Below are 22,911 nucleotides of genomic sequence, written 5' to 3'. Positions count from 1 at the left end.
TCGGTTAAGAAATTCTGGTCTCCGGAGCAGATTCAATACCGTCTCAGAAAGGAGCTGCCGAATCTAAGGATCAGCGCCACGACAATCTACCGAGGAATCAATTCTGGCTTTCTGGATCGCTTTGTGGATGGCCGAAAGATGTCCCGACACCTGCGACACCACGGTAAAACGCGTCACCGTAAAGGCATGACCGAGAGGCGAGGAAAGATCCAGATCACTCACAGCATTGAAGAGCGACCCCTGGAAGCTCAGAACAGATCTCGCCTGGGGGATTGGGAAGGCGATACCGTCATCGGAAAAAAGGGCGGAGCCTGCCTCACGACTCTGGTCGATAGGAAGTCCGGCTTTCTCTGTGGCGGGAAAACCGCTTCCAAGACTGCGGCCGATGTGTCTGCCGTAATTGAGAAATCTCTGTCAGATAAGGATCTGCGTACGATTACCGTAGATCGCGGAAAAGAATTTTCCTGGGCTGAAAAACTGGAGAAAGATCTCAGAACCAAAGTGTATTTCTGCTTGCCTCATCATCCATGGGAGAAAGGAAGTAATGAAAATACAAACGGACTTCTTAGAGACTTTTTCCCAAAAGGAATGAGTATCGATAAAATTTCTCAGGCAGAAGTTCAGAAACGGTTCAATGCTCTGAATTTCAGACCCAGAAAACGTCTCAATTGGAAGTGTCCGGCTGAAGTCTTTTATTCAGTAACTTTGCACTTGATTTGATAATTCACCGTTTTAAAAGAAAAGGCAAAACATATTTCGATTAAGAGGATTGTTAAGTACCGTGTGATGGCAAAAGTCTGTCATGGAAAGAGAAGAAAACATTATGAGAAAAAGCTCAGCGACTATCTCGCAAGGTTCGCTTGACAGAGGATTAACGCTGTAAATGAGATCGTTGGTCCAGATCTTTTTGGCGGTTCAAAGGCGCGTCAGATATCCCTGATATTTTCGACGGGCAGCACTGATCGGCATCACTCTGATGATGCTGTATGCCCTTGGTCTCACGTTTGGAAAGCTGTCTCGCCGCCATTGAGTGGACAGTCTTGATACTGAAGCATGTCACCCCTTTTATCCGTTGACGAATAATCAAGAGCCTCTAAAAAGGGGCTGAAAAGATCAATAACTCCCTGAATTCCCGATTTACTTATACATAGCGGGATTCAGGAGGCAGTTTTCCAGTCCGAGTCGCTCAAAAACGAGTCTGTGGCGACCTAAAATTTCCCCGAGCCAAACTTTTCCTGTTGATGAGCTATAGAAACGGATCTGCCCCACATCTTCCAGCAGCTCCATGAGAGAATATTCGTCAAGCAGAGGTGCATAGGATTTCTTCCCTATTTTCACTTCAACACTCATGGCTTTGATGAGCCAGGAAACAATTGTGGCAGCGATGAAGGCTAACAAGAGACGTCCATTAACAGAAACGTCGGAGTGTCCCCTTGTAGTTGTAAAACCAACATCAGTCTTGATAACCCCAAAGCATTTCTCGATGCAGTCGCGCGTTCTGTAGATCTCCAGGATTTCTTTCGACTCAAGTTTTCGATCGCTGATCATTGAAAAGAATCCCATGTATCTGACCTTTTCATTGACAGCATCATTGTTTCTGATCAGAGGCTTTTTACCGGGTTCACTATCAGGTGTTTCATAGAATCTCAAAAGTTTGGAATCAGGGCTGGCTAACCCGTTAATCCAGTCTTCTTCAAAGGTTACCAAATCAGATAAAAATTTATCCTGCTCATTATTTGCAACTGCAAGACTGTAATAGATGTACACCCAAACACTACATGATTTTGGGTCCTCTTTCGTGCCTGGTATTGTGACCTGGGTTTGAACAGCGGTCAGGTTGTGACCGCGAACGTTGTTCGTCATATCCCAGAAAGCGGGAAGATTATCTTCGATGGCGTCCCTGATGAAGGAGTGATCAGTTTTGGCAGCCATGATGAAGTGATGCTTGTTCTTGCAGAGCAGCCGAAGATTCTCACGGCTGCAATAGCCCCGATCAAAAATTGAGATAATTTTTTTACTGACTCCGATGTTTTCCCATCGAGTCAGAAGGTCATGCATAGTGACTATATCTGGCACGTTTCCGGCGAATCGCCTGAACATCAGGGGAACACCAGAATTATGACCGTAGAGGAGCGCCAAACCAATCTGGTTTTCGTAGCCTCCGCGTTTACTAATTCCTTTTCGTACATCTGTCAGAGATCGGCTTTCAGACGCGATTCGTGTGCTGTCGAATGATAAATATTCTGTTTCAGGAAGACGCTTGGCCCGAAGAGCAAAGAGCCGATTTAATGAAGCTGTATCTGAGCCAATATCCTGCGATAACTCACTTAGTCTTTGAGACTCGATATTGTCTGGAAGACCGGCTGGCAAGGCGTTAGTATCAGAAAAAATCTTGAATCTATGCTGTGAAGTAGTGTTTTTGATGATTTGATATGCCGCCAGGCTTACCATCATGGCGGCCTTCCCCTCACCATAAACTTTCTTCAAATCATCAGTTAAACCCGAGGTTTCTGCTGCTTGAGTAAGGAGTGCGGTTGTTCCGAACGTTTTGTCATGATCAAATTTCTGACGCTTATCAGTGGTCTTTTTGACACGGGTCAGCTTCAGCTCTGCCGCATAAGCTGCGTTCGGAACAAATTTTCCATCAACAAGCTTGCCAATATATCGCCTTTTTTGTTGGCCCCGCTTTTTTTCTTTATCCCACCAATACTTATGGATTGCAACGTACTCTGTGTCTTTGATTCGGACAATACGCGCATCTTCGGGAAGGATCGGATTGTGATCAGTCATATCGCAAGGGCTGCAAAAGAGATTATATATGTCTATATTATACGTATGTTTTACCTATAAATCAACCCTTTTTTAAATTTTCTATTTGGAAAATCAATAGACTTTTGTTAAAAAATACAGCTAACAGAGCGGGAATTTAGGTGAAATCTTTTATGGCACCTGATAACTCCTCCCGTCCGTTGACATCCGGAGACCACGAAACACCTCTGCGTAGGCAGAGAAAAGTCGGTCTACGGGTTAACGAAAATCGGTTTTTAGGAAACACCTCTGTGTAGGCAGAGAAAAGCCCAGACGTCGCTCTGCTCGGATTGTGTCGATGGAAACATCTCTGCGTAGGCAGAGAAAAGGATCGGCTGGAGAAAAAGCTGCTTGATGTCTGGGAAACACCTCTGCGTAGGCAGAGAAAAGTAACAACTCGATATAATTTCTATCACTATCACTATCACGGAAACACCTCTGCGTAGGCAGAGACAAGCGAAGTATAAATGCTTGGTTGTACCTTCTAGTGGAAACATCTCTGCGTAGGCAGAGAAAAGAGCATTTGACGATATTGTAATCATTTTGCTAATGAAAACACCTCTGCGTAGGCAGAGAAAAGTTGCGATAGCGATATAATCGGGCTTCTTTTTCAGAAACACCTCTGCGTAGGCAGAGAAAAGCACCCCCTTCAAGGTGGTGGTCGTAATCATCTGGAAACACCTCTGCGTAGGCAGAGAAAAGGATGCGGCACTGGCCGTTTCTGAGCTCTTGGCAGAAACACCTCTGCGTAGGCAGAGAAAAGGCGGCGGCGCTCGTTTACTTTGCGAGTAAAAAGGAAACACCTCTGCGTAGGCAGAGAAAAGAGCTCAAGGTTCTCCAGAATCGACCCGAGCTCAGAAACACCTCTGCGTAGGCAGAGAAAAGTCCTCGCCGGATCTGAGCGTGTTCCAGTGGTTAGAAACACCTCTGCGTAGGCAGAGAAAAGCTCATTAGAACCCGGAATGTTTTTGTTTGGTTAGAAACACCTCTGCGTAGGCAGAGAAAAGCCCAACAGTCGTAATAGCACACCCCTCCGCCGGGAAACACCTCTGCGTAGGCAGAGAAAAGGCGCCCATGAGAATCGGGGCTATACGAATGTCGGAAACACCTCTGCGTAGGCAGAGAAAAGTGCGGGTAATCCAGGCGGAATTTCTTGCTGGTGAGAAACACCTCTGCGTAGGCAGAGAAAAGCCCACGAGCCCGGATAAAAATACCACCTGGTGAGAAACACCTCTGCGTAGGCAGAGAAAAGGTAATCGGGGTCGTTTTGGTGGGATGCTTTGAGGAAACACCTCTGCGTAGGCAGAGAAAAGTTGGTTCAGCATCCATTGCCTGACTGATCAGCAGAAACACCTCTGCGTAGGCAGAGAAAAGGAGAAACAAAGCGGGAGAGTGGCTGACTACTGGGAAACACCTCTGCGTAGGCAGAGAAAAGTGATGGTGGATCCCCTGAAACTCGCGTCGGTCGGAAACACCTCTGCGTAGGCAGAGAAAAGGCTCGTTGGAGCCCGGAAATTTTCGTTTGGTTAGAAACACCTCTGCGTAGGCAGAGAAAAGACATAGACTCCTTGAAGCCACGGACGCTCAGTGGAAACACCTCTGCGTAGGCAGAGAAAAGTATGTGCAAAAAACGCACATATGGTTCCTGTTAGAAACACCTCTGCGTAGGCAGAGAAAAGTATCCACAGGAAAAATCTGTAGCACGTGGGCAAGGAAACACCTCTGCGTAGGCAGAGAAAAGCTACAGGGAACTACGGGGTTTGCTACAAACCTGGAAACACCTCTGCGTAGGCAGAGAAAAGTTTCCGTCCGCCAGTTAGCGAAATACGTGGGGGGAAACACCTCTGCGTAGGCAGAGAAAAGGGCAAGTGACAGGGGTGCAATGCCCCGGACAGCAGAAACACCTCTGCGTAGGCAGAGAAAAGCTCTCCTTTATGAAGGCTTTGAAAGATGTTGCTGGAAACACCTCTGCGTAGGCAGAGAAAAGCCGGCATCTCCGGCAGAGACTTCCGCTCAGGGGGAAACACCTCTGCGTAGGCAGAGAAAAGGGGTGAAGACTGACAGCGATGTCCGAAAGTACAGAAACACCTCTGCGTAGGCAGAGAAAAGAACTTCATTCCAAATACAGGAGCCAAGTGATGGGAAACACCTCTGCGTAGGCAGAGAAAAGTCATCACCCGGGGAAAGCTGGTGCTTATCAGGGGAAACACCTCTGCGTAGGCAGAGAAAAGAAGGCGGTCGAAAGGCATCGTCTCGCAAGAGTGGAAACACCTCTGCGTAGGCAGAGAAAAGGGGTTGAGGACATGGCTGTAGAGAATAAAGTGGGAAACACCTCTGCGTAGGCAGAGAAAAGCCAGCGGCATAAGCGACCGCGTCAAAGGAGGGTGTGTAATTTTTTGTGGGCGGCTCGTTCAAGGTTAATCGATGTAGGGGGTGATTCGGTCACCAAATAGCACAACCAATTCTCTCATAGCGGCACTCCAGTATGGAGAAGGCCGCACCCATCTTTTCTCTACTTTCCGGATTGCCAGAAAGAGAAGTTTCAAAGCAGCCGTTTCAGTAGGGAAAGCAGCTCGGGTCTTAATTACTTTTCTTAGATCCCGATTAAGGCTCTCTATGGCATTGGTTGTATAAATAAGTCTGCGGATATTTGGGGAAAAATCAAAGAAGGGGATCACCTTATCCCAGGAATCGATCCACTGTTTGGCGATGTAAGGGTATCTGAGCCCCAGTTCCGACTGTGCAAAAGCGTCCAGTTCCTTCCGCGCATCAGCCGCGTTTACGGCCCGGTAAATGGGCTTCAGCGCGCCGGCTACGGCCTTGTAATCCTTATATCCGACGAATTTCAGACTGTTCCTGATCAGGTGAACAATGCAGGTCTGCAGCAGAGTGTTGGGAAAGGCAGCTTCAAGCGCCTCCTTCATTCCCTTGAGTCCGTCTGTGACAGCAATCAGAATATCAGACACCCCCCTGTTTTTGAGTTCAGTGAAGACCTTAAGCCAATATTTTGCGCTTTCGTTATCAGCGACCCACATCCCCAAAACTTCCTTGCGGCCCTGGGCGTTTACGCCCAAGGCAAGATGGACCGCTTTCGGGGTAACAATGCCATTATCACCTCGGATTTTGACTCGAATAGAGTCAAAGAAAACAGTTGTATAAAACGGATCCAGAGGACGGTTCTGCCATTTTTCAACCTCAGGAAGGATGGCGTCCGTAACATCGCTGATAAATTCGGCACTGGTCTCCATACCGTATTCATCATAGAGAAAGCCTTGAATTTCCCGGGTTGAGAGCCCTCTGGCGTACAAGGCCAGAACCTTGTCCTCAAACCCCGCCAGCTGGCGTTTATGCTTAGGAACGACCCTCGGCTCAAACTCTCCCTTGCGGTCTCTGGGTACGTCAATACGGATATTTCCAAGGCTGGACGATTTGAGGGTTTTCGAACTATGCCCGTTACGCTCATTTTCGGTGACACGTTTACCGCCTCTTTCGTAACCGAGATGATTGGTCATTTCACCGTCAAGCATTTGAGTCAGCAGCCGACCGAGCATATGGGCCATAAGATTTTCCGCATCCTCTGCGGTATTAATCTCAAGCCCGGATTTCTTGGCGTTTTCTAAAATCTGTCCTGCAACACTATCCAAGGGGTCTGTCTTTCGTTTCATTTGAGGCTCCTCCAAGAGCAATTATCTCAGAGTCACCCACAAAATTTTCCTCACCCTCTCACAGACGGACTCAAGGGAATGAAGGAGGCGCTTGAAGCTGCCTTTCCCAACACTCTGCTGCAGACCTGCATTGTTCACCTGATCAGGAACAGTCTGAAATTCGTCGGATATAAGGATTACAAGGCCGTAGCCGGCGCGCTGAAGCCCATTTACCGGGCCGTAAACGCGGCTGATGCGCGGAAGGAACTGGACGCTTTTGCACAGTCGGAACTGGGGCTCAGATACCCTTACATCGCCAAACAGTGGATCGATTCCTGGGATAAGGTGATCCCCTTCTTTGATTTTTCCCCAAATATCCGCAGACTTATTTATACAACCAATGCCATAGAGAGCCTTAATCGGGATCTAAGAAAAGTAATTAAGACCCGAGCTGCTTTCCCTACTGAAACGGCTGCTTTGAAACTTCTCTTTCTGGCAATCCGGAAAGTAGAGAAAAGATGGGTGCGGCCTTCTCCATACTGGAGTGCCGCTATGAGAGAATTGGTTGTGCTATTTGGTGACCGAATCACCCCCTACATCGATTAACCTTGAACGAGCCGCCCACAAAAAATTACACACCCTCGTCTGTGACAGCAATCAGAATATCAGACACCCCCCTGTTTTTGAGTTCAGTGAAGACCTTAAGCCAATATTTTGCGCTTTCGTTATCAGCGACCCACATCCCCAAAACTTCCTTGCGGCCCTGGGCGTTTACGCCCAAGGCAAGATGGACCGCTTTCGGGGTAACAATGCCATTATCACCTCGGATTTTGACTCGAATAGCGTCAAAGAAAACAGTTGTATAAAACGGATCCAGAGGACGGTTCTGCCATTTTTCAACCTCAGGAAGGATGGCGTCCGTAACATCGCTGATAAATTCGGCACTGGTCTCCATACCGTATTCATCATAGAGAAAGCCTTGAATTTCCCGGGTTGAGAGCCCTCTGGCGTACAAGGCCAGAACCTTGTCCTCAAACCCCGCCAGCTGGCGTTTATGCTTAGGAACGACCCTCGGCTCAAACTCTCCCTTGCGGTCTCTGGGTACGTCAATACGGATATTTCCAAGGCTGGACGATTTGAGGGTTTTCGAACTATGCCCGTTACGCTCATTTTCGGTGACACGTTTACCGCCTCTTTCGTAACCGAGATGATTGGTCATTTCACCGTCAAGCATTTGAGTCAGCAGCCGACCGAGCATATGGGCCATAAGATTTTCCGCATCCTCTGCGGTATTAATCTCAAGCCCGGATTTCTTGGCGTTTTCTAAAATCTGTCCTGCAACACTATCCAAGGGGTCTGTCTTTCGTTTCATTTGAGGCTCCTCCAAGAGCAATTATCTCAGAGTCACCCACAAAATTTTCCTCACCCTCGCACTTTGCACTGAGAATTAAGAGAACTGGAAAATGCTTTCACGCCTTTTCATTCCTAAAACACTGCTGGATCAGGGAGGAATCTATGCCCGATCTCTTCCTGATCATCCAAATCAATGGACTCTGCAGAGTTATGAGCGCCATGGTTTAACTGGGACGCTAGTTGGTGAGCCAACGGAAAAGGATCAGTTCCTCTATGTGGATCTGAAGTTCACTAATGCTGAATTTCAGTCAAAGCTGAAGGACGCTTTCCCGAATTTGCAAGTGCTGCCGGACGGTTCTCTTCGCATCGAAACTGAAGCAATATTCCAGGCAGTTGCCGACAAATGCCGCGAACAGCTTTCAACGCTGCCTTCTGACTTCTTCCCGACTTCTGCTGAAGAAGACACTGAAGTTGAGGTGTCGCTCGCCGATACTGAGTCCGAGACCGTTACGAGCGAACGGTCCGGTCAGCAGCTTTATCGCACCCGTCTTGAAGAGATCTGGGGAGGCCGCTGCGCCGTGACCGGTGTTGGGGTGCCTGAAGTGCTTCGGGCAAGTCATGCGAAGCCCTGGAAAGACTGTGAGACGGGGAATGAGCGGCTGGACGGCTATAACGGGTTCCTCCTTTCCGCGAACCTTGACGCGCTTTTCGACAAGTTCCTGATCAGCTTCGCAGACGACGGGAAGATTCTGATCAGCCCGTACCTTAAGGCTGAGGAACTCAAAGCTCTCGGAGTGACACCCGAAATGAAGCTGCGTTTCGTCGATTCCCGACACCTCCCCTACCTGGAGTACCAGCGGAATCAGTTCCTGAAGCGAATCGGAAACGGCAACGTCATCAAGGATGAGAATTCCTGATCGCCTGGCTCCCCGCTTGCGGACAATGCAGTTTTCAGAAACGTAAAGCGTTTGTGCTTTTCTTTGAATGCCGCATTGCTGATCCTCACGGAAAATCAGTAAAGCCCCGGACATCGGGGCTTTTTGATGTCTGAAACTGATACAAAATCCACGATCTCGGCATTTCTCCCGCGCCTACAATGTTCTTAAGAACATTCCTTCTCTGAGAGAAAGGAGCTGTGCACTATGAGACGCAGAACATTTCTTCGGGCCGCGGCAGCGATTCCGGTCGCGCTGCTTTCCGGCTGCGCGGTGTATGACGACGGGTACTACGTGGGCGACGTCGGCTACGCGCCGGTACCGAACCCGCCTCCCCGCCCGCATTCTGAACCCCGTCCGGAACCCCGTCCTCGTTTCGATGGACCGGGACCTAATCCGGAACTCCGCCGTCCGGGAATGAATGGACCCGACCGTCCGAACGGTCCGCAGCCAAACGGCCCCGCGAGACCGGGACCCGGTAATCAGGGGCGCGGCCCTCAGCCGGGACGCCCCGCGGGCCCCGGCATGAATAATGGACGAGGCCCCGCTCAAGGGAACGGCAGAGGTCCCGGTCAGGGAAATGGTCCCACCCCCAATAACGGCCGCAGTCCTGGACAAGGGAACAGACCCGCGCCAGGAAATGGCGGTCCCGGCGGTCAGGGCGGCCCCGGTGAACCTCCCGGCGGTCCCCGCTAGTATCTGAATAAGAGGCATCCTGCTCTTCAAATAGCAGGGTGCCTTTTTTACAGTCTGAATTCCTTCGGCTCGCTCCATCAAAAATCACGGCGTTCCCTTTTCGCTTGCGGATAATGCAGTTTTGAGAAAGGTAAGGAATTTGTGCCTTTTTGCGATCAGACTGGCGCTTTTCTCCGTGAAGATCCCCGAAAACCCCGGATTCCGGGCGCTTCTCTGTTACCGATCAGAAACAAAATGCGTCACGAAACTCACGCCCTTTCCCCTAGAATGGTCTTCAGAACCGAATTGATTTTCTGACTCAAGGATCAGCGCCATGAAACGCAGAACTCTTCTTAAGGCCGCGGCAGCGTTCCCGGTCACACTGCTTTCTGGCTGCGCGGTGTATGACGATGGGCTTTACGGCGGGTATTACGAGACCGGGGTGATTTACCAGCCGGTGCCGCATCCGCCGCCTCCCCCGCATCCTCATCCTGTGCCGCCACCGCCGCCCCCGCGTCCCCATGTGGCACCGCCTCCTCCTCCGAGACCCGTGCCGCCGCCTCCGAGGCCGGCTCCGCCGCCGCACTTTGCTGGCCCCGGTCCGAGACCGGGGTTCCGACCGGCACCTCCGCCCCCTGGGCCTCACCGTCCCGTGGATCCGCGGATGATGCATCGGTCTGGCGGTCCGCGCCCGATCGGTCCTGGCAGACCGGGACCGGGTTTCCGGAATCCTCCCGGACGCCCCGGCGGCCCCGGGATGGGTCCCCGCCCGGGGTCTGGTCCTCGTCCGGGGCCAGCGCCCCGGTCGGCACCGAAAGGCCCTCATGGTCCCGGTGAACCGCCGCCTGGCTTTCCCCGCTAGAGGCTGAAACGACAAGGCATCCTTCTACCAAAAGAAGGATGCCTTTGTTTTTTGAACTGTCCGAAATCCCGGGCCAAACTCAGAAACTGCTCCCCCGTCCGGTGACAGGCGGGATCGACGCCCAGAACGCGCACTTATGTTCACCCGCGAAGTACGCGGCCGGGCGCGTGCCGGTCTTTCCAGGAGCGAGCACCATCACGGCGCCGTCTTCCTTATAGGGGCCCCACGCCGGGACGCCTTTCCCGTTTGGGTCTCCGGTCCGGATGAAGTTCCCCCAGTACGCGCGGATCGTTTCCGCGAGCTGCTTCTGATCCGGCGTCATCTTGGATGCGAGCGCGAGGAACCGCCCGGTGTCGGGGAAGAGGTACGAGAGTTCAGAACCGTGGCTCGCGCCGGTCTTGTAGCCGGGATAGCGGGGACGAAGAAGCGTCGGCGCGTTCTCATCCTCAAACGCGTAGAACCAGGAGGTGACATCAGACGCCGCCGCGGCCCGCGCGAGCGTCAGGCTCCCGCAGCCGCCGAGACCCCGCATGCCGGAATCCGTCATGAAGTCCCCCATGATGTAGGGGACACCGTACGCCTCATCCTTCTCATACTTATCACCCGGGTACTCAACCTGAGCCTTGTACCAGTTGTCCCCCACGAGCCTCTTCACCCAGACCTTATAGGCGTCCTCACTCCACCCGGTGAAGACCGACGCAGCGTCCCGCGCCTCGTTTTTATTCGACCCCGAGAGGAGCGGCACACGGTTCCAATTGCCCTTACTGATCTGCTCGATCCCGGGGACTTCCGACACCGGAGCCCAAAGGCCGGATGAGGCGCTCGCCTCGGCGATCTTTTCAGCCGGAACCTTCCTCAGGCAGTTTCCGACTCCGCTCTCAAAGTCGCAGCCCGCCCGCTTGATAAAGAATTCACTCCGGCGCTTCGCCTTCGCGGGGCGCTCAGAATCAAAGGCGCAGGTGTCTGACTGAATCACCGCCTGATGGAAGAGCCCCTTCGCTTTCGGGTCCACGAGCATCCGGCAGACATCGGTGCCGCCGGAGGACTCTCCCATGAGGGTCACGCGATCCGGATCTCCGCCGTAGCCCGCGATCGTCTTTTTCACCCAGCGGAGCGCTTCCTCGATATCGGTGATCGCGAAGTTCCCCGAGGCTTCCCCGAATTCGGGGAGCGACAGGAACCCAAGCGCCCCAAGCCGATACTGGACCGCCACCACGATCACACCGGATTCCGCCGCGAGCCGCGACGGATCCTGCGCTGAAGCGCTTCCCGTGATATTCGCGCCGCCATGGAGATACACGGCAACCGGAAGCTTCGCGTCCGACTTCGTGCCGGCCGGGCGGTAGATATCGGCGTAGAGGCAGTCTTCCGATCCCCCTTCTGGCTGCAGGCACGGCGCCGCGTGCCACTCGGCGTTCCGGACACCAGTCCAGTTTTTCGCGGGAGCCGCGGGTTTCCAGCGGAGATCGCCGACCGGCGGCTCGGCGTACGGAATTCCAAGGAACGCGTCCGCCGCAAGGTCTGTGCCGGGAAGCGTCCGCGTGATGCCAGTCACCTTTCCCTGGACCGTGTCCGCGACTGGGGCGGAGGAAGCAACAGTGACTGAGGGGGCCGCGCCTGAAACTCCGGCCGCGAGACCGAGCATCCCGGCTGCCACCCAACTGAACCACGTTTTCCGCGTCATGCTTATCTTCCTCCTCGTGAAACACAAAAAAACCGGCTGGAAGCCGCCCCCTTATATTAAAAGAGAAGACGGACTGCCAACCGGACACCGGAGTCTGTCGGAAAGTATTGCTGTTTTGAAGTCGGGTTACGGGAGTTTCGCGTAGTCGTCGTCCGACACCGGCTCACACCACTCGGTACTTGTCTTGGTGCCCGGGACCCCGATCCCGATATGCTGGAACCAGCTGTCCTTCGCCGCGCCGTGCCAGTGCTTGACGTTTGCCGGGATATTGACGACGTCGCCGGGCTTCAGTTCCCGGGCCGGCTTCCCCCACTCCTGGTACCACCCGCGCCCCGCGGTGACGAGCAGCATCTGCCCGCCTCCGGTTTCCGCGTGATGGATATGCCAGTGGTTGCGGCACCCCGGGGTAAAGGTGATGTTGCTCACCTTCACTTGTTCACTCGAGAGCGCCTTCCGGTAGCTCTTTCCCGTGAAGTACTGTCCAAAGGGATTCTCTTCCCCCATCGGGAAGACACTCAGCTCTTTTACTTCTTCAGCCATTTCTCACCGCTCCTCATATAGGTTTTCTTTCATGCGCTGAATGGCGTTTCTCGCGAAAGAGGGCGGAATCGCTTCCGCCCCCCTCCTCCTCTGTTCTTTCTTACTTCAGAGCGTCGTAATCGGCGTCCGACACCGGTTCGCACCACTCGGTCTTCGCGCCTTCACCCGGCACCTCAATCGCGAGATGCTGGAACCAGGCGTCTTTCGCGGCACCGTGCCAGTGCTTGACGTTTGCCGGAATATTCACGACGTCACCCGGCTTCAGAGCCTGCGCGGGCTTACCCCACTCCTGATACCAGCCGCGGCCCGCGGTCACGAGCAGAATCTGACCGCCGCCCTGCGTCGCGTGGTGGATATGCCAGTGGTTGCGGCACCCGGGCTCAAACGTGACGTTTCCGACCGGAACCTGTTCGGTCGAAAGCATCTTGAGGTAGCTGATCCCCGTAAAGAACTTGTTATAGGGATTCACGTCGCCCGAATCGAACACACTCATATCTTTCTGATCTGCCATCTGCTTTTCTCCAAAAAGTGGCCGGGAACCGGCTAAGGGGTCTGAAAGCATCTCTTTTTCCCGCTCTCAAAGCACCGGTTACCGCTCCTAAAGAATTATCAGTCGGGCGGGATCCCCGATTTGCCATTTTTTCTCAATTGATTGTCAGTTCCTGTCCCCGAATCCGTCTTTCATTTTTTGCAATCACTTCAATATGTGATACCGAAATCCGTCTCCCCCGACTTCCCCTTTTGGAGGAGAATGCGGAGCTGTTTTTCCGCTTCGCTGTGGATAAGCGGAATTCCTGATATGCCATATCTGGTCCGGAGACTTTCCGGGTCCGGCTATTTAGTTTCCGGCGCCTGAAAAATAACCCCGGCTGATCAAAAACTCATCAGCGAAATGTGGAAAAAAAGCGCCGCTTTTCACCCCGCTGTGAACAAGATTTGAAAGCGCCTGAATCAAAAAAGGAAAATTTCCACACCGGGCTTTCTGGTTGAAAAAAGCACCAGATTATGTATCATTAACGAGTTCCATCAACAAGATTTAGTTGGCTCTTTGAATAGATGCCAGGAGACGCAGAGTGAAGATCATCAAGCGAAACGGGTCGGAAGAAGAATTCGACCGCCAGAAAATCAAAAACGCAATCGCTAAAGCCAATATCTCCGATGACGGCAAAGCCGAGCTGACCGATCGTCAGATCGATTACATTTCGCTCGTCATTGAAGACCACTGCAAAGAACTGGGTCACGCTCTCTCCGTTGAGGAGATTCAGGAGCTCGTTGAAACCCACATCATTCTGCAGGGCGCTCCTGAGACCGCAAAGCGCTATATCCGTTACCGTTTTACCCGGAATCTCGTCCGTGAGTCGAACACGACGGATAACAAAATCCTCTCACTGATCGAACGTAACAACGAAGAAGCGAAGCAGGAAAACTCCAACAAAAACCCGGTGATCAACAGCACGCAGCGTGACTATATGGCGGGCGAAGTGTCCCGCGACCTGTCGGCGCGCATCCTGCTCCCGAAGGACATCGTGAAGGCGCATCAGGAAGGCCTGATTCACTTCCACGACTCCGACTACTACGCGCAGCACATGCATAACTGCGACCTCGTGAACCTCGAGGACATGCTGCAGAACGGCACCGTGATCACCGGTACGCTGATTGAGAAGCCGCACAGCTTCGCGACCGCCTGCAATATCGCGACGCAGATCGTCGCCCAGGTCGCGTCGAACCAGTACGGCGGCCAGTCGATCAGCCTCGCGCACCTCGCCCCGTTTGTGCAGACGTCGCGCGAAAAGATCCGCAAGATCGTGAAGTCTGAGATGGAGTCGATCGGTTTCGAGCCGAATCAGGAACAGCTCGATAAGATCGTCGAGGACCGCCTGCGCGACGAAATCCGCCGCGGCGTCCAGACGATTCAGTACCAGGTGGTGACGCTCCTCACGACGAACGGCCAGGCGCCGTTTGTGACGGTCTTCATGTACCTCGGCGAAGCGAAGAACGACCAGGAACGCCACGATCTCGCGATGATCATCGAGGAGACGCTCCGTCAGCGTATCCAGGGCGTGAAGAACGAGAAGGGTGTCTGGGTGACGCCTGCCTTCCCGAAGCTGATCTATGTGCTTGAGGAGCAGAACATTCACGAGGATTCGCCCTACTGGTACCTCACGAAGCTCGCCGCTGAGTGCACCGCGAAGCGCATGGTGCCGGACTACATCAGCGAAAAGATCATGCTGAAGCTGAAGAAGGATAAGAACGGCGAAGGCCACTGCTACACCTGCATGGGCTGCCGCTCCTTCCTCACCCCGTACGTGAATGACCAGGGGAAGCCGCAGTACTACGGCCGCTTTAACCAGGGCGTGGTGACGATCAACCTGCCGGATGTGGCGCTCTCCTCCGGCGGCGACATGGAGAAGTTCTGGAAGATCTTTGATGAGCGTCTGCAGCTCTGCTACCGCGCTCTGATGTGCCGCCACGAGCGTCTGCTCGGGACTCCGTCTGACGTTGCTCCGATCCTCTGGCAGTACGGCGCGCTCGCCCGTCTGCAGAAGGGTGAGAAGATCGATAAGCTGCTCTTTGGCGGTTACTCCACGATTTCGCTTGGCTACGCCGGCCTCTACGAATGCGTGAAGTACATGACCGGGAAGAGCCACACGGATCCGGAAGCAAAGCCCTTCGCGCTCCACGTCATGCAGCACATGAATGACAAGTGCGCTGAGTGGAAGGCGAAGACGAACATCGACTTCTCGCTTTACGGCACGCCGCTTGAGAGCACGACGTACAAGTTCGCCCGTGCCCTGCAGCGCCGCTTCGGCGTGATCCCCGGGATCACCGACAAGGGCTACATCACGAACAGCTACCACGTGCATGTGTCTGAGAAGATCGACGCCTTCACGAAGCTCAAGTTCGAGTCTGAGTTCCAGCGCCTCTCTCCGGGCGGCGCGATCAGCTACATCGAAGTGCCGAACATGCAGAACAACATCCCGGCGGTGCTTGACGTGATGAAGTACATCTACGACAACATCATGTACGCGGAGCTCAACACGAAGAGCGACTACTGCCAGGTCTGCGGCTACAACGGCGAAATCAAGATCGTCGAGGATGACGGCAAGCTCGTCTGGGAATGCCCGAGCTGCGGCAACCGCGATCAGTCGAAGATGAACGTCGCCCGCCGTACCTGCGGCTACATCGGCACACAGTTCTGGAACCAGGGCCGCACGGAAGAAATCCGTGACCGTGTTCTGCACCTCTGAGCCATAAGGACGCCATGCACTACGGGAATATCAAAGACTGCGACATCGCAAACGGTCTTGGCGTCCGGGTGTCTCTTTTCGTCAGCGGCTGCACGCACCACTGCAAGGGGTGCTTCCAGCCGCAGACGTGGAACTTCAAGTACGGTGACGTCTACACTCAGGAAACTGAGGATCAGATCGTCAAGATGCTGGAACCCTCTTACATCAACGGGCTCTCGCTCCTCGGGGGCGAGCCGATGGAACCGGATAACCAGCGGGAACTCGTGAAGCTCTGCCGCCGGGTGAAGAAGCTCTACCCGGAAAAGAACATCTGGTGCTACACGGGGTACACCTACGAAACGGATCTCCTGGCACCCAGCCGCGCGCGCTGCGAAGTGACGGATGAGCTCCTTTCCTATATCGACGTGCTCGTGGACGGTGAATTCGTGGAAGCGAAGAAGAATATCGTGATCGCCTTCCGCGGCTCCACGAACCAGCGCCTGATCGACATGAATAAGACCCGGGAAACGGGTCACGCGGAGATCCTTCCGGATCTGCCGTAAAAAACGAGAACGACTGACACACAGAGAAAGTCAAAATAAATTCCAGGAAACTGGATTTACCTGCGCCGATACCCGCGAAGTGCCGGCGCTTTTTTTTGCCTGTTCCCTGAGGAGCCGGAGTCTCTCTTTCACAGGCTCCGGTTTTTTGCTGCCGCGTTCTTCGGGAACCGCGGCTTCCCCCTCCGCTTTCTTCTCCGGTCTCCTCATCTGAAGGTAATATTGAAAGCTATGCTCTGGCTTTTCACGTCAAAGAGGCACGGCTCCTGGCCCCCCGCTCAGGTCGCCTCAAACCCAGCGCATACGACAGATAAAAAGGATCCAGCATCATGGCAGAGAACACTCCGCGTCTTTCTTTCACCTGTGACTACGAAGAAGGCGCGCACCCCGCGATTCTGAAGCGTCTCGCGGAAACGAATTTCCTGAAGGAACCGGGCTACGGCTACGACGAATTTTCGCTCGCGGCGAAGGATAAGATCCGCGAGGCCTGCGGCGCTCCGAACGCCGGGGTCTACTTCCTTATCGGCGGCACGCAGACAAACGCCACGGTGATCGACGCGGTGCTCCGCGGCTACCAGGGCGTCGTCGCCGCGAACACCGGTCACGTCGCCGTGCATGAGGCGGGCGCGATTGAGTTCGGCGGCCACAAGGTGCTCACGGTTCCGCAGGAGCGCGGCAAGGTGTCCGCCGCGGTGCTCAATCAGTCGCTTCTCGATATCGAGAATGACGGCAGCTACGAGCACATGGTGCACCCGGGTCTTGTCTACATCTCGCAGCCGACTGAATACGGCACGCTTTACACGAAAGCCGAGCTTGAAGCGATCCGCGCGGTGTGTGACGAACATAAGCTCCCGCTCTTTATCGACGGCGCGCGTCTTGGCTACGCACTCGCGTCGCCCGCGAACGACGTCTCGATGAAGGATCTTGCCCGGCTCGCCGACGTCTTCTATATCGGCGGCACAAAGTGCGGCGCGCTCCTTGGCGAAGCGGTCGTGATCCCGAACCCGGACTTCATCCCGCACTTCTTCACGACGATCAAGCAGCATGGCGCCCTCCTCGCGAAGGGCCGCGTCGCCGGTATCCAGTTTGAGACGCTCTTCACGGACGGCCTCTACGAAAAGATCGGCATCCCCGCGATCCGGAACGCCCGGAAGATCCAGGACGCGCTCCGCGCCTCGGGTTACGAGCTCCTCTTTGAATCCCCCACGAACCAGATCTTCGTCGTGCTCGAGAACACCCAGATGGCGGAACTCGCGAAGTCGGTGGCCTTCAGCTTCTGGGAGAAGAAGGATGACACGCACACCGTGGTCCGTTTCGCGACGAGCTGGGCGACGCGGGATGAGGACGCCGATGAACTCGTGCGCCTCCTGAAGGACATGCGTCTCGCGTAAAAAGCGACCCCCCTGGATCCCGTCCCGCTGAATCCGGCGGGATCCCGTCATGAAGAAAGGCCTGAGAGACATGTTCTCTCAGGCCTTTTGCTTGGAATACAGCGTGAACGGCGCTTAATCGTTCGTCATATTCATGAAGTTCTCTTCCACGCGGACGATCTTGCCATTCGTGTAGTAAGCGTCTTCAGAGATGTAGTGCAGCGTCTTCGCGAAGCCGGCGGCGAAGCTCGAATGCTCTTCATCCCACAGCTCTTCCTTCACGGTGATGTTAACGGCCTTGCCGATGCAGACGCCGGTCTTTTTGAGTGTCTCAAGATCGACGAGCTCGCACTCGATATAGGCAAGCGCGTCAGGCAGCGTCTTGATCCCGAGGACTTCAGAAGTCACCGGGGTGATCTTCGCCCAGGCAAACTTGTCACCCGAATCACGCCCGTGGATCGACCCCACGCGGTTGATATCCGCGATCTGGCCTTCATGCGGAATCGCGACCACGAATTTCCCGGTCTCGATAATGTTCTTCGTCGTCGTGTGACCGCGGTCCAGCACCACGAGCACCTGATCGCTATCGTACGGCGTGTTCCACGCGGCCGTCATGATATCCGCCACGCCTTCCTTCGACGTGGTAGCGACCGTAACAATCTGTCCGCCGCTTGTGAGACGGTTCGCGGCGCGGGGCGTTAACTTCTTATACATATGAGCTGCCTTCTTTTGTTGTGTTAGCACGAATACCAAAAATATTACGGCAATAGGAAAAAACAGATGAGGCTTTGAAACCTCATAGGTTTCGCTCCACCGCCATAACCGTTTCCTGAGATACAGAATTTCTCACGCGTAATAATCTTAAGCGTCTTTTTCCGCTATGGATTTTCTGTATACGGCACGGGTATAGTTGTAAAAATGGGGGAACCGAATGGAAGCGTCAGCCTTTGCCTGACGCGAAGGGGGCGGAGGTGAAGAGCCGCTTATCCGGTCTTCCGCCGAGGAGAGTTTTATGTCTGGAATCACAAGAAGAAAAGTGCTCGCGGGAGCGGCCGCGGCCGGGCTCGTGGGGGCCGCGCCGGCGTTCGCGGCCGGCGTCACGGAAAAATACGATGTCGTTGTGGTTGGCTCAGGGTCCGCGGGGTTTGCGGCCGCGATCCGCGCGGCGGAAGCGGGCTCAAGCGTCATTCTCCTTGAAGTGAACACGTGGTTCGGCGGCGCGTCCCGCGTCGCGACCGGAATCTTCGGCTGCGCCGGGCACCCGATCCAGAAGGCGCTCGGGTTCAAAACGACGCCTGAAGACCTCTATCAGCTTTATATCGGCGAGGCCGCGGCGACGCACACCGTGGGAGAACCGGATGTCGCCCGGATTCTCGCGGACGGCGCGATTCCGGCTGCGGACTGGCTTGAGTCACTCGGTGTCCGCTGGTCCCGGAAGAAGGCTCAGAAGTTCTTCCTCAATATTGAGGAAGGCGTCCGTCTCGGTCAGGTGCTGATCCCGGCGCTGGAGGCGAAAGCGAAGTCGCTTGGCGTCGCGATGCGAACCCGCACCCGGGCGACTGAATTGATCACGTCCGGCGGCCGCGTCACCGGTGTCATCTGCAAGACCCCGAAAGGCGTCACGCGCTACGCCGCGAAAGCGGTGATTCTCGCGACTGGCGGATTCGAGGGGAACCCCCACATGATCGCGAAGTATATCGGTGACGGCTGGGATATGGCCGGGTTCTACTGCACCCCCGCGGACCGCGGTGACGGTCAGCGGATGGGAGAAGCGGCGGGAGCCGAGCTCGCCGATATGGATGTCTTCAAAGCGAACCCCACGATCCACCGCTTTGAGGGGAATAAGTACAACATGCGTCCCGCGGTGAACGCGGGCGCGATCATCGTGAATCAGGATGGCGTCCGCTTCATGAATGAGACGGGCGGCTACTGGGAAGCGAGGAAAATCTGGGCGCTCCCGCAGAAGCAGGCCTGGGTGGTGTTCGGAGACCCGGTGCTCGCCGCGGATAAGCGGCTTCCGGGGCTCATCGCGGCGGGGTCCATCGTGAAGGCTGTCGACGCGGCCGCGCTTGAAATGAAGACCGGTATCAACGGCAAGGCGCTCGCGGACACCATCGCCGCCTATACGAAACTCGCAGAAACCGGGAAGGATCCGGATTTCGGGCGCGCGAACGTGAAGCCCGCGTTTGGCGGCAGCCTCTACGCGGCTCCGATCTCCCCGATGATCCAGGGGACGTTCGGCGGCGTGAAGACAAACGCGCAGACCGAGGCGCTGAGACCGGATGGCTCCGTGATCCCGGGGCTCTACGCGGTCGGCGAATGCGCGGCGTCCGGACTCCGGGGACTGAACCCGCAGACCGCGAACGCGGTGTTTGGGTCGATCGCGGGGCGGCAGGCCGCGGCCTGGGCAAAAACGGCGCTCTGAGGAGGGAAGAAAATGAAGAAACTCATCACATTCGCACTTATCGCCCTCTTCGCCGCGACCGCCGGTGCCGCGACACAGACGCTCGCCCAGAAACACGCGAAGGCAGGCGTCAGGGGGAATCCCACGCAGGAACAATGCATCGCCTGCCACGGCGGGAGTTACGAGGCGCTCGCGAAGCAGACCGCCAACGTAAAACCGAATCCGCACGGCTCCCACATGGGACCGGTGCAGTGCGACGCGTGCCACAACTGGAAGGGGCGCTCGAACCTCATGTGCAACGACTGCCACAGCTTTCCGAAGCTTCAGCAGAAGCTCCGCCCGCAGCCGAAAGTCATTCAGTAAAGCAAAAAGCCGCCGGATGGCATCTTGTCCGACGGCTTCCCTTGAAAATACAAAGAGCGCTGTGATTACCACTCACAGCGCTCTTTATTTAAGCGGATTCTGTGTGACCGAGAACCCCGCTCTCCTTGCTTAACTAAGCAAAAAGGGTGGGTGACATCAGCCTAGTTCGCTTACTTCACCCATCTTTCGGCCCGAAAGCCGAAGTTCAAGACGGCTGATGTCACCCATAAAAGAAGAAATTCCAGGAACAACCAGCTAAGCCCGGCCCACGGGATCAAAGCCATCCAGGAGTCTCTTGAAACCATTATAGCGGGCATTAATGAAAATAAATCAATACTTTGGAAATATTTTCAGTACACAGAAAATATTCAAGCAAAACAATTGAATAGCGTGTATACAATTGCTTAACGAGGGTGATAATTTTCTGTCAATACCCGCTTGATCCACGGTCAGGAAGGGATTTTACGCACGTTTTCCGGGGGCCTTGAGGCCAGGGTATCCCAAAATTTTGTATCAGACGATACAGCCGTCTCTCGTTCAGATAATCTTTTCAGTCACATCACTCAGAAAATTCTCCTGAGGCATCGGCATGGTTGGCTTAGGCACTTTGATCAATATGGCGGCGATTGCCGCGGGCGGCACCGCGGGGCTCGTTTTCAGGCGGTATCTCAGCAAATCGCTGCAGACAAACCTGATGAGCGTGATGGGTCTTGTCTGCATGTTCCTCGGCACCGCGGGAACGCTCTCTCTCATGCTCCGCGTTTCAGGCACCGGACCCGCGCTGACATCGACCGGCGCGATGATGATGGTGATTTCTTTTACGGTCGGAACGCTGATCGGCACCATCCTGAAGCTTGAGGATCGGTTTGAGGGCTTCGGTCTCTGGCTTCAGCGGAAGGCGGGGCGGACCGGCGACAACGGTTTTGTCGGGGCCTTTGTGACGGCGTCGCTCACTGTCTGTATCGGCGCGATGGCGGTGATCGGCGCGATCCAGGACGGCATCGCGGGCGACTACACGGTGCTCGCCGCGAAAGCGGTGCTTGACTGCGTGATCATCCTCATCATGACCTCCGCGCTCGGAGTCGGCTGCATTTTCTCCGCGATCCCGGTCGGTATCTTTCAGGGGCTCGTCACGCTTCTCGCGTTCCTGATCGGCCCCCTCCTCAGCCAGGCGTCGATCGACGCGATCGGGCTCACGGGCTCGATGATGATTTTCGCGGTCGGCGTGAACCTGGTCTGGGGGAAGAAGTTCTCGGTCGCGAACATGCTCCCGACTCTCATCTTCGCCGCCCTCTGGCCCGTCTTCCTCTAGAATCGGAAAGCCATCAACTTATTGAATTCTGAGGGCGGAATAAGAAATTCCGCCCTCCTTTCCATCATGACAATCGAAATCCGCTCCGCTCTTCCCTCTGACCTTGACGCGATCGCGGCGGCCGAAGCTGAAAGCTTTCCGGCGGCTGAAGCGGCGACGCGCGAATCGTTCGAATCGCGGCTTGCCGCCTACGGGAATCACTTCTGGCTTCTCTTTGTCGACGGGGAACTCGCGTCCTTTGTGGATGGTCTCGTGACGAACGACCCGGACCTGAAGGACGAGATGTATGAAGACGCGTCGATGCATGACGAATCAGGCGCGTGGCAGATGATTTTCGGCGTGGTGACGCGGCCTCGCTTCCGGAAGCAGGGCTACGCGGGGGAACTCCTGAAACGGATGATTGAGGAAGCGAAGAAGGAAGGCCGGAAAGGCCTGGTCCTTACCTGTAAGGACCCCCTTGTCCACTACTACGCGAAGTTCGGGTTCGTGAATGAAGGGTTCCTCGGGTCGACGCACGGCGGCGTCACCTGGAATCAGATGCGGATTACGTTCTAGAGCGGCAATTCCGTTTCAAGCGGGAAGAGATCCGGCATTTCGTGCGCGAGAAGGAATTTCTTCGCGGCAAAGCCCCCGTCGTACCCGGTGAGGCTTCCGTCTGTTCCAAGCACCCGGTGGCACGGCACAATCACGGCAAACGGATTCAGCCCGACCGCGGCCCCGACCGCGCGAGCTGACTGCGGCATCCGGAGCCGCATCGCGAGCTCCCGATACGTGGTGGTGGTCGCATAGGGAACCGCTTCCAGCACCTGCCAGACTTTCTTCTGGAACTCGGTCCCGTAGTAGATCAGCGGAAGGTCAAACACCTTTCTCTTTCCGTCAAAGTACTCCGCGAGCTCTTCCGCCGCCCGCTCATTCACGGGGTGATGACCGGGAGTGAATTCCGGGTTCTTGAGGTAGCGCCCCAGACGCTTCATCACGTCCCCGTAATGATGGCCGTGCGTCCAGTCCGCGATCACCAGCCCCGCGTCGTTCGATCCGAGAAGGATGTCGCCGCAGGGAGAAGCAAAAGTTTCCGTGACTACCACACCTGCCGTCATAAGCCTCGAGCCTCCCAAACCCTAAAGTCTCAATGAGAATGAGTGTCTATTATCCGCGACTATCGCGAATGACGAGA

General features: G+C 55.0%; 16 protein-coding genes, 3 pseudogenes and 1 CRISPR repeat array. Of the genes and pseudogenes, 11 read left to right on the top strand and 8 right to left on the bottom strand.

Translation table 11 applies throughout. From position 1 onward, the window contains the following. Nucleotides 1-3 precede the first annotated feature (3 nt). Nucleotides 4-720: pseudogene (locus M4NBBH2_RS09780) on the top strand (IS30 family transposase); the annotation flags it as partial. Between the two features lie 417 nt (nucleotides 721-1,137). Here the strand turns inward: M4NBBH2_RS09780 and M4NBBH2_RS09775 are convergent. Both M4NBBH2_RS09775 and M4NBBH2_RS09770 read right to left on the bottom strand, forming a co-directional pair. Then, a complete protein-coding gene (locus M4NBBH2_RS09775) occupies nucleotides 1,138-2,790 on the bottom strand; it encodes an IS1634 family transposase (RefSeq protein ID WP_116269242.1) in 1,653 nt (550 codons plus the stop codon). 197 nt (nucleotides 2,791-2,987) lie between these two features. After that, a CRISPR array of direct repeats spans nucleotides 2,988-5,161; the repeat unit is 28 nt; unit sequence GAAACACCTCTGCGTAGGCAGAGAAAAG. Nucleotides 5,162-5,225: 64 nt separating this feature from the next. Next, a complete protein-coding gene (locus M4NBBH2_RS09770; RefSeq protein ID WP_116269216.1) occupies nucleotides 5,226-6,473 on the bottom strand; it encodes an IS256 family transposase in 1,248 nt (415 codons plus the stop codon). A gap of 57 nt (nucleotides 6,474-6,530) precedes the next feature. Between M4NBBH2_RS09770 and M4NBBH2_RS09765 the strand changes: the two are divergent. Continuing rightward, a pseudogene (locus M4NBBH2_RS09765) lies at nucleotides 6,531-7,058 on the top strand (IS256 family transposase); the annotation flags it as partial. A 37-nt stretch (nucleotides 7,059-7,095) separates the two neighbouring features. Here M4NBBH2_RS09765 and M4NBBH2_RS09760 read toward each other — a convergent pair. Further along, nucleotides 7,096-7,824 (bottom strand): annotated as a pseudogene (locus M4NBBH2_RS09760) (IS256 family transposase); the annotation flags it as partial. A 91-nt stretch (nucleotides 7,825-7,915) separates the two neighbouring features. Here M4NBBH2_RS09760 and M4NBBH2_RS09755 point away from each other — a divergent pair. Further along, nucleotides 7,916-8,722, top strand: a complete 807-nt coding sequence (locus M4NBBH2_RS09755) for an HNH endonuclease (RefSeq protein WP_116270801.1) — start codon at nucleotides 7,916-7,918, stop codon at nucleotides 8,720-8,722. 225 nt (nucleotides 8,723-8,947) lie between these two features. Then, the gene (locus M4NBBH2_RS11710) at nucleotides 8,948-9,436 is read left to right on the top strand and encodes a hypothetical protein (protein WP_125064666.1); all 489 of its coding nucleotides are present in this window, start codon (nucleotides 8,948-8,950) and stop codon (nucleotides 9,434-9,436) included. Between the two features lie 920 nt (nucleotides 9,437-10,356). On the opposite strand, the gene M4NBBH2_RS09745 is transcribed toward M4NBBH2_RS11710, so the two are convergent. The 3 genes from M4NBBH2_RS09745 to M4NBBH2_RS09735 all read right to left on the bottom strand — a co-directional run bounded on the left by M4NBBH2_RS09745 (nucleotide 10,357) and on the right by M4NBBH2_RS09735 (nucleotide 13,012). Continuing rightward, nucleotides 10,357-11,961, bottom strand: coding sequence for a carboxylesterase/lipase family protein (locus M4NBBH2_RS09745; RefSeq protein ID WP_116270799.1), 1,605 nt, complete (start codon nucleotides 11,959-11,961; stop codon nucleotides 10,357-10,359). Nucleotides 11,962-12,087: 126 nt separating this feature from the next. Continuing rightward, entirely contained in the window at nucleotides 12,088-12,501 is a 414-nt protein-coding gene (locus M4NBBH2_RS09740) for a cupin domain-containing protein (protein ID WP_116270798.1), read from the bottom strand. A gap of 100 nt (nucleotides 12,502-12,601) precedes the next feature. Next, the gene (locus M4NBBH2_RS09735) at nucleotides 12,602-13,012 is read right to left on the bottom strand and encodes a cupin domain-containing protein (protein ID WP_116270797.1); all 411 of its coding nucleotides are present in this window, start codon (nucleotides 13,010-13,012) and stop codon (nucleotides 12,602-12,604) included. Between the two features lie 562 nt (nucleotides 13,013-13,574). Here M4NBBH2_RS09735 and nrdD point away from each other — a divergent pair. The 3 genes from nrdD to M4NBBH2_RS09720 all read left to right on the top strand — a co-directional run bounded on the left by nrdD (nucleotide 13,575) and on the right by M4NBBH2_RS09720 (nucleotide 17,679). Then, nucleotides 13,575-15,749 (top strand): anaerobic ribonucleoside-triphosphate reductase, encoded by a 2,175-nt coding sequence (nrdD, locus tag M4NBBH2_RS09730; RefSeq protein ID WP_116270796.1) that lies wholly within the window; start codon nucleotides 13,575-13,577, stop codon nucleotides 15,747-15,749. 14 nt (nucleotides 15,750-15,763) lie between these two features. Then, the gene (nrdG, locus tag M4NBBH2_RS09725) at nucleotides 15,764-16,291 is read left to right on the top strand and encodes an anaerobic ribonucleoside-triphosphate reductase activating protein (protein WP_116270795.1); all 528 of its coding nucleotides are present in this window, start codon (nucleotides 15,764-15,766) and stop codon (nucleotides 16,289-16,291) included. Between the two features lie 326 nt (nucleotides 16,292-16,617). Next, on the top strand, nucleotides 16,618-17,679 hold the full coding sequence (locus M4NBBH2_RS09720) for a threonine aldolase family protein (RefSeq protein WP_116270794.1): 1,062 nt from the start codon (nucleotides 16,618-16,620) through the stop codon (nucleotides 17,677-17,679). A gap of 114 nt (nucleotides 17,680-17,793) precedes the next feature. Here M4NBBH2_RS09720 and M4NBBH2_RS09715 read toward each other — a convergent pair whose 3' ends face one another. Continuing rightward, complete coding sequence (locus tag M4NBBH2_RS09715; protein ID WP_116270793.1) at nucleotides 17,794-18,372, bottom strand: flavin reductase family protein; 579 nt, start codon at nucleotides 18,370-18,372, stop codon at nucleotides 17,794-17,796. A 298-nt stretch (nucleotides 18,373-18,670) separates the two neighbouring features. Here M4NBBH2_RS09715 and M4NBBH2_RS09710 point away from each other — a divergent pair, with 298 nt between their 5' ends. The 4 genes from M4NBBH2_RS09710 to M4NBBH2_RS09695 all read left to right on the top strand — a co-directional run bounded on the left by M4NBBH2_RS09710 (nucleotide 18,671) and on the right by M4NBBH2_RS09695 (nucleotide 22,292). Further along, nucleotides 18,671-20,083: an FAD-dependent oxidoreductase gene (locus M4NBBH2_RS09710; protein WP_116270792.1), complete on the top strand. Its 1,413-nt coding sequence runs from the start codon at nucleotides 18,671-18,673 to the stop codon at nucleotides 20,081-20,083. A 12-nt stretch (nucleotides 20,084-20,095) separates the two neighbouring features. Beyond that, nucleotides 20,096-20,425, top strand: a complete 330-nt coding sequence (locus M4NBBH2_RS09705; protein ID WP_116270791.1) for a cytochrome c3 family protein — start codon at nucleotides 20,096-20,098, stop codon at nucleotides 20,423-20,425. A 589-nt stretch (nucleotides 20,426-21,014) separates the two neighbouring features. Then, the gene (locus tag M4NBBH2_RS09700; protein WP_116270790.1) at nucleotides 21,015-21,737 is read left to right on the top strand and encodes a DUF554 domain-containing protein; all 723 of its coding nucleotides are present in this window, start codon (nucleotides 21,015-21,017) and stop codon (nucleotides 21,735-21,737) included. A gap of 66 nt (nucleotides 21,738-21,803) precedes the next feature. After that, nucleotides 21,804-22,292, top strand: coding sequence for a GNAT family N-acetyltransferase (locus tag M4NBBH2_RS09695; RefSeq protein WP_116271116.1), 489 nt, complete (start codon nucleotides 21,804-21,806; stop codon nucleotides 22,290-22,292). On the opposite strand, the gene M4NBBH2_RS09690 is transcribed toward M4NBBH2_RS09695, so the two are convergent. Then, nucleotides 22,289-22,834, bottom strand: coding sequence for a methylated-DNA--[protein]-cysteine S-methyltransferase (locus M4NBBH2_RS09690; RefSeq protein ID WP_116270789.1), 546 nt, complete (start codon nucleotides 22,832-22,834; stop codon nucleotides 22,289-22,291). The two genes, M4NBBH2_RS09695 and M4NBBH2_RS09690, sit on opposite strands and share 4 nt — an antisense overlap. Nucleotides 22,835-22,911 lie beyond the last annotated feature (77 nt).

It is taken from the genome of Mesosutterella multiformis, from assembly GCF_003402575.1.
GTDB lineage: Bacteria > Pseudomonadota > Gammaproteobacteria > Burkholderiales > Burkholderiaceae_F > Mesosutterella > Mesosutterella multiformis.
The sequence above is the reverse complement of the archived record's forward strand: the minus strand, read 5'-3'. Positions and strand labels throughout refer to the sequence as shown.

Coding starts and splice junctions, on each gene's coding strand:
- M4NBBH2_RS09740 (WP_116270798.1), bottom strand. CDS start 12,501: ATGGCTGAAGAAGTAAAAGAGCTGAGTGTCTTCCCGATGGGGGAAGAG.
- M4NBBH2_RS09705 (WP_116270791.1), top strand. CDS start 20,096: ATGAAGAAACTCATCACATTCGCACTTATCGCCCTCTTCGCCGCGACC.
- M4NBBH2_RS09695 (WP_116271116.1), top strand. CDS start 21,804: ATGACAATCGAAATCCGCTCCGCTCTTCCCTCTGACCTTGACGCGATC.
- M4NBBH2_RS09720 (WP_116270794.1), top strand. CDS start 16,618: ATGGCAGAGAACACTCCGCGTCTTTCTTTCACCTGTGACTACGAAGAA.
- M4NBBH2_RS09700 (WP_116270790.1), top strand. CDS start 21,015: ATGGTTGGCTTAGGCACTTTGATCAATATGGCGGCGATTGCCGCGGGC.
- M4NBBH2_RS09715 (WP_116270793.1), bottom strand. CDS start 18,372: ATGTATAAGAAGTTAACGCCCCGCGCCGCGAACCGTCTCACAAGCGGC.
- M4NBBH2_RS09755 (WP_116270801.1), top strand. CDS start 7,916: ATGCTTTCACGCCTTTTCATTCCTAAAACACTGCTGGATCAGGGAGGA.
- M4NBBH2_RS09690 (WP_116270789.1), bottom strand. CDS start 22,834: ATGACGGCAGGTGTGGTAGTCACGGAAACTTTTGCTTCTCCCTGCGGC.
- nrdG (WP_116270795.1), top strand. CDS start 15,764: ATGCACTACGGGAATATCAAAGACTGCGACATCGCAAACGGTCTTGGC.
- M4NBBH2_RS11710 (WP_125064666.1), top strand. CDS start 8,948: ATGAGACGCAGAACATTTCTTCGGGCCGCGGCAGCGATTCCGGTCGCG.
- M4NBBH2_RS09735 (WP_116270797.1), bottom strand. CDS start 13,012: ATGGCAGATCAGAAAGATATGAGTGTGTTCGATTCGGGCGACGTGAAT.
- M4NBBH2_RS09710 (WP_116270792.1), top strand. CDS start 18,671: ATGTCTGGAATCACAAGAAGAAAAGTGCTCGCGGGAGCGGCCGCGGCC.
- M4NBBH2_RS09770 (WP_116269216.1), bottom strand. CDS start 6,473: ATGAAACGAAAGACAGACCCCTTGGATAGTGTTGCAGGACAGATTTTA.
- M4NBBH2_RS09775 (WP_116269242.1), bottom strand. CDS start 2,790: ATGACTGATCACAATCCGATCCTTCCCGAAGATGCGCGTATTGTCCGA.
- M4NBBH2_RS09745 (WP_116270799.1), bottom strand. CDS start 11,961: ATGACGCGGAAAACGTGGTTCAGTTGGGTGGCAGCCGGGATGCTCGGT.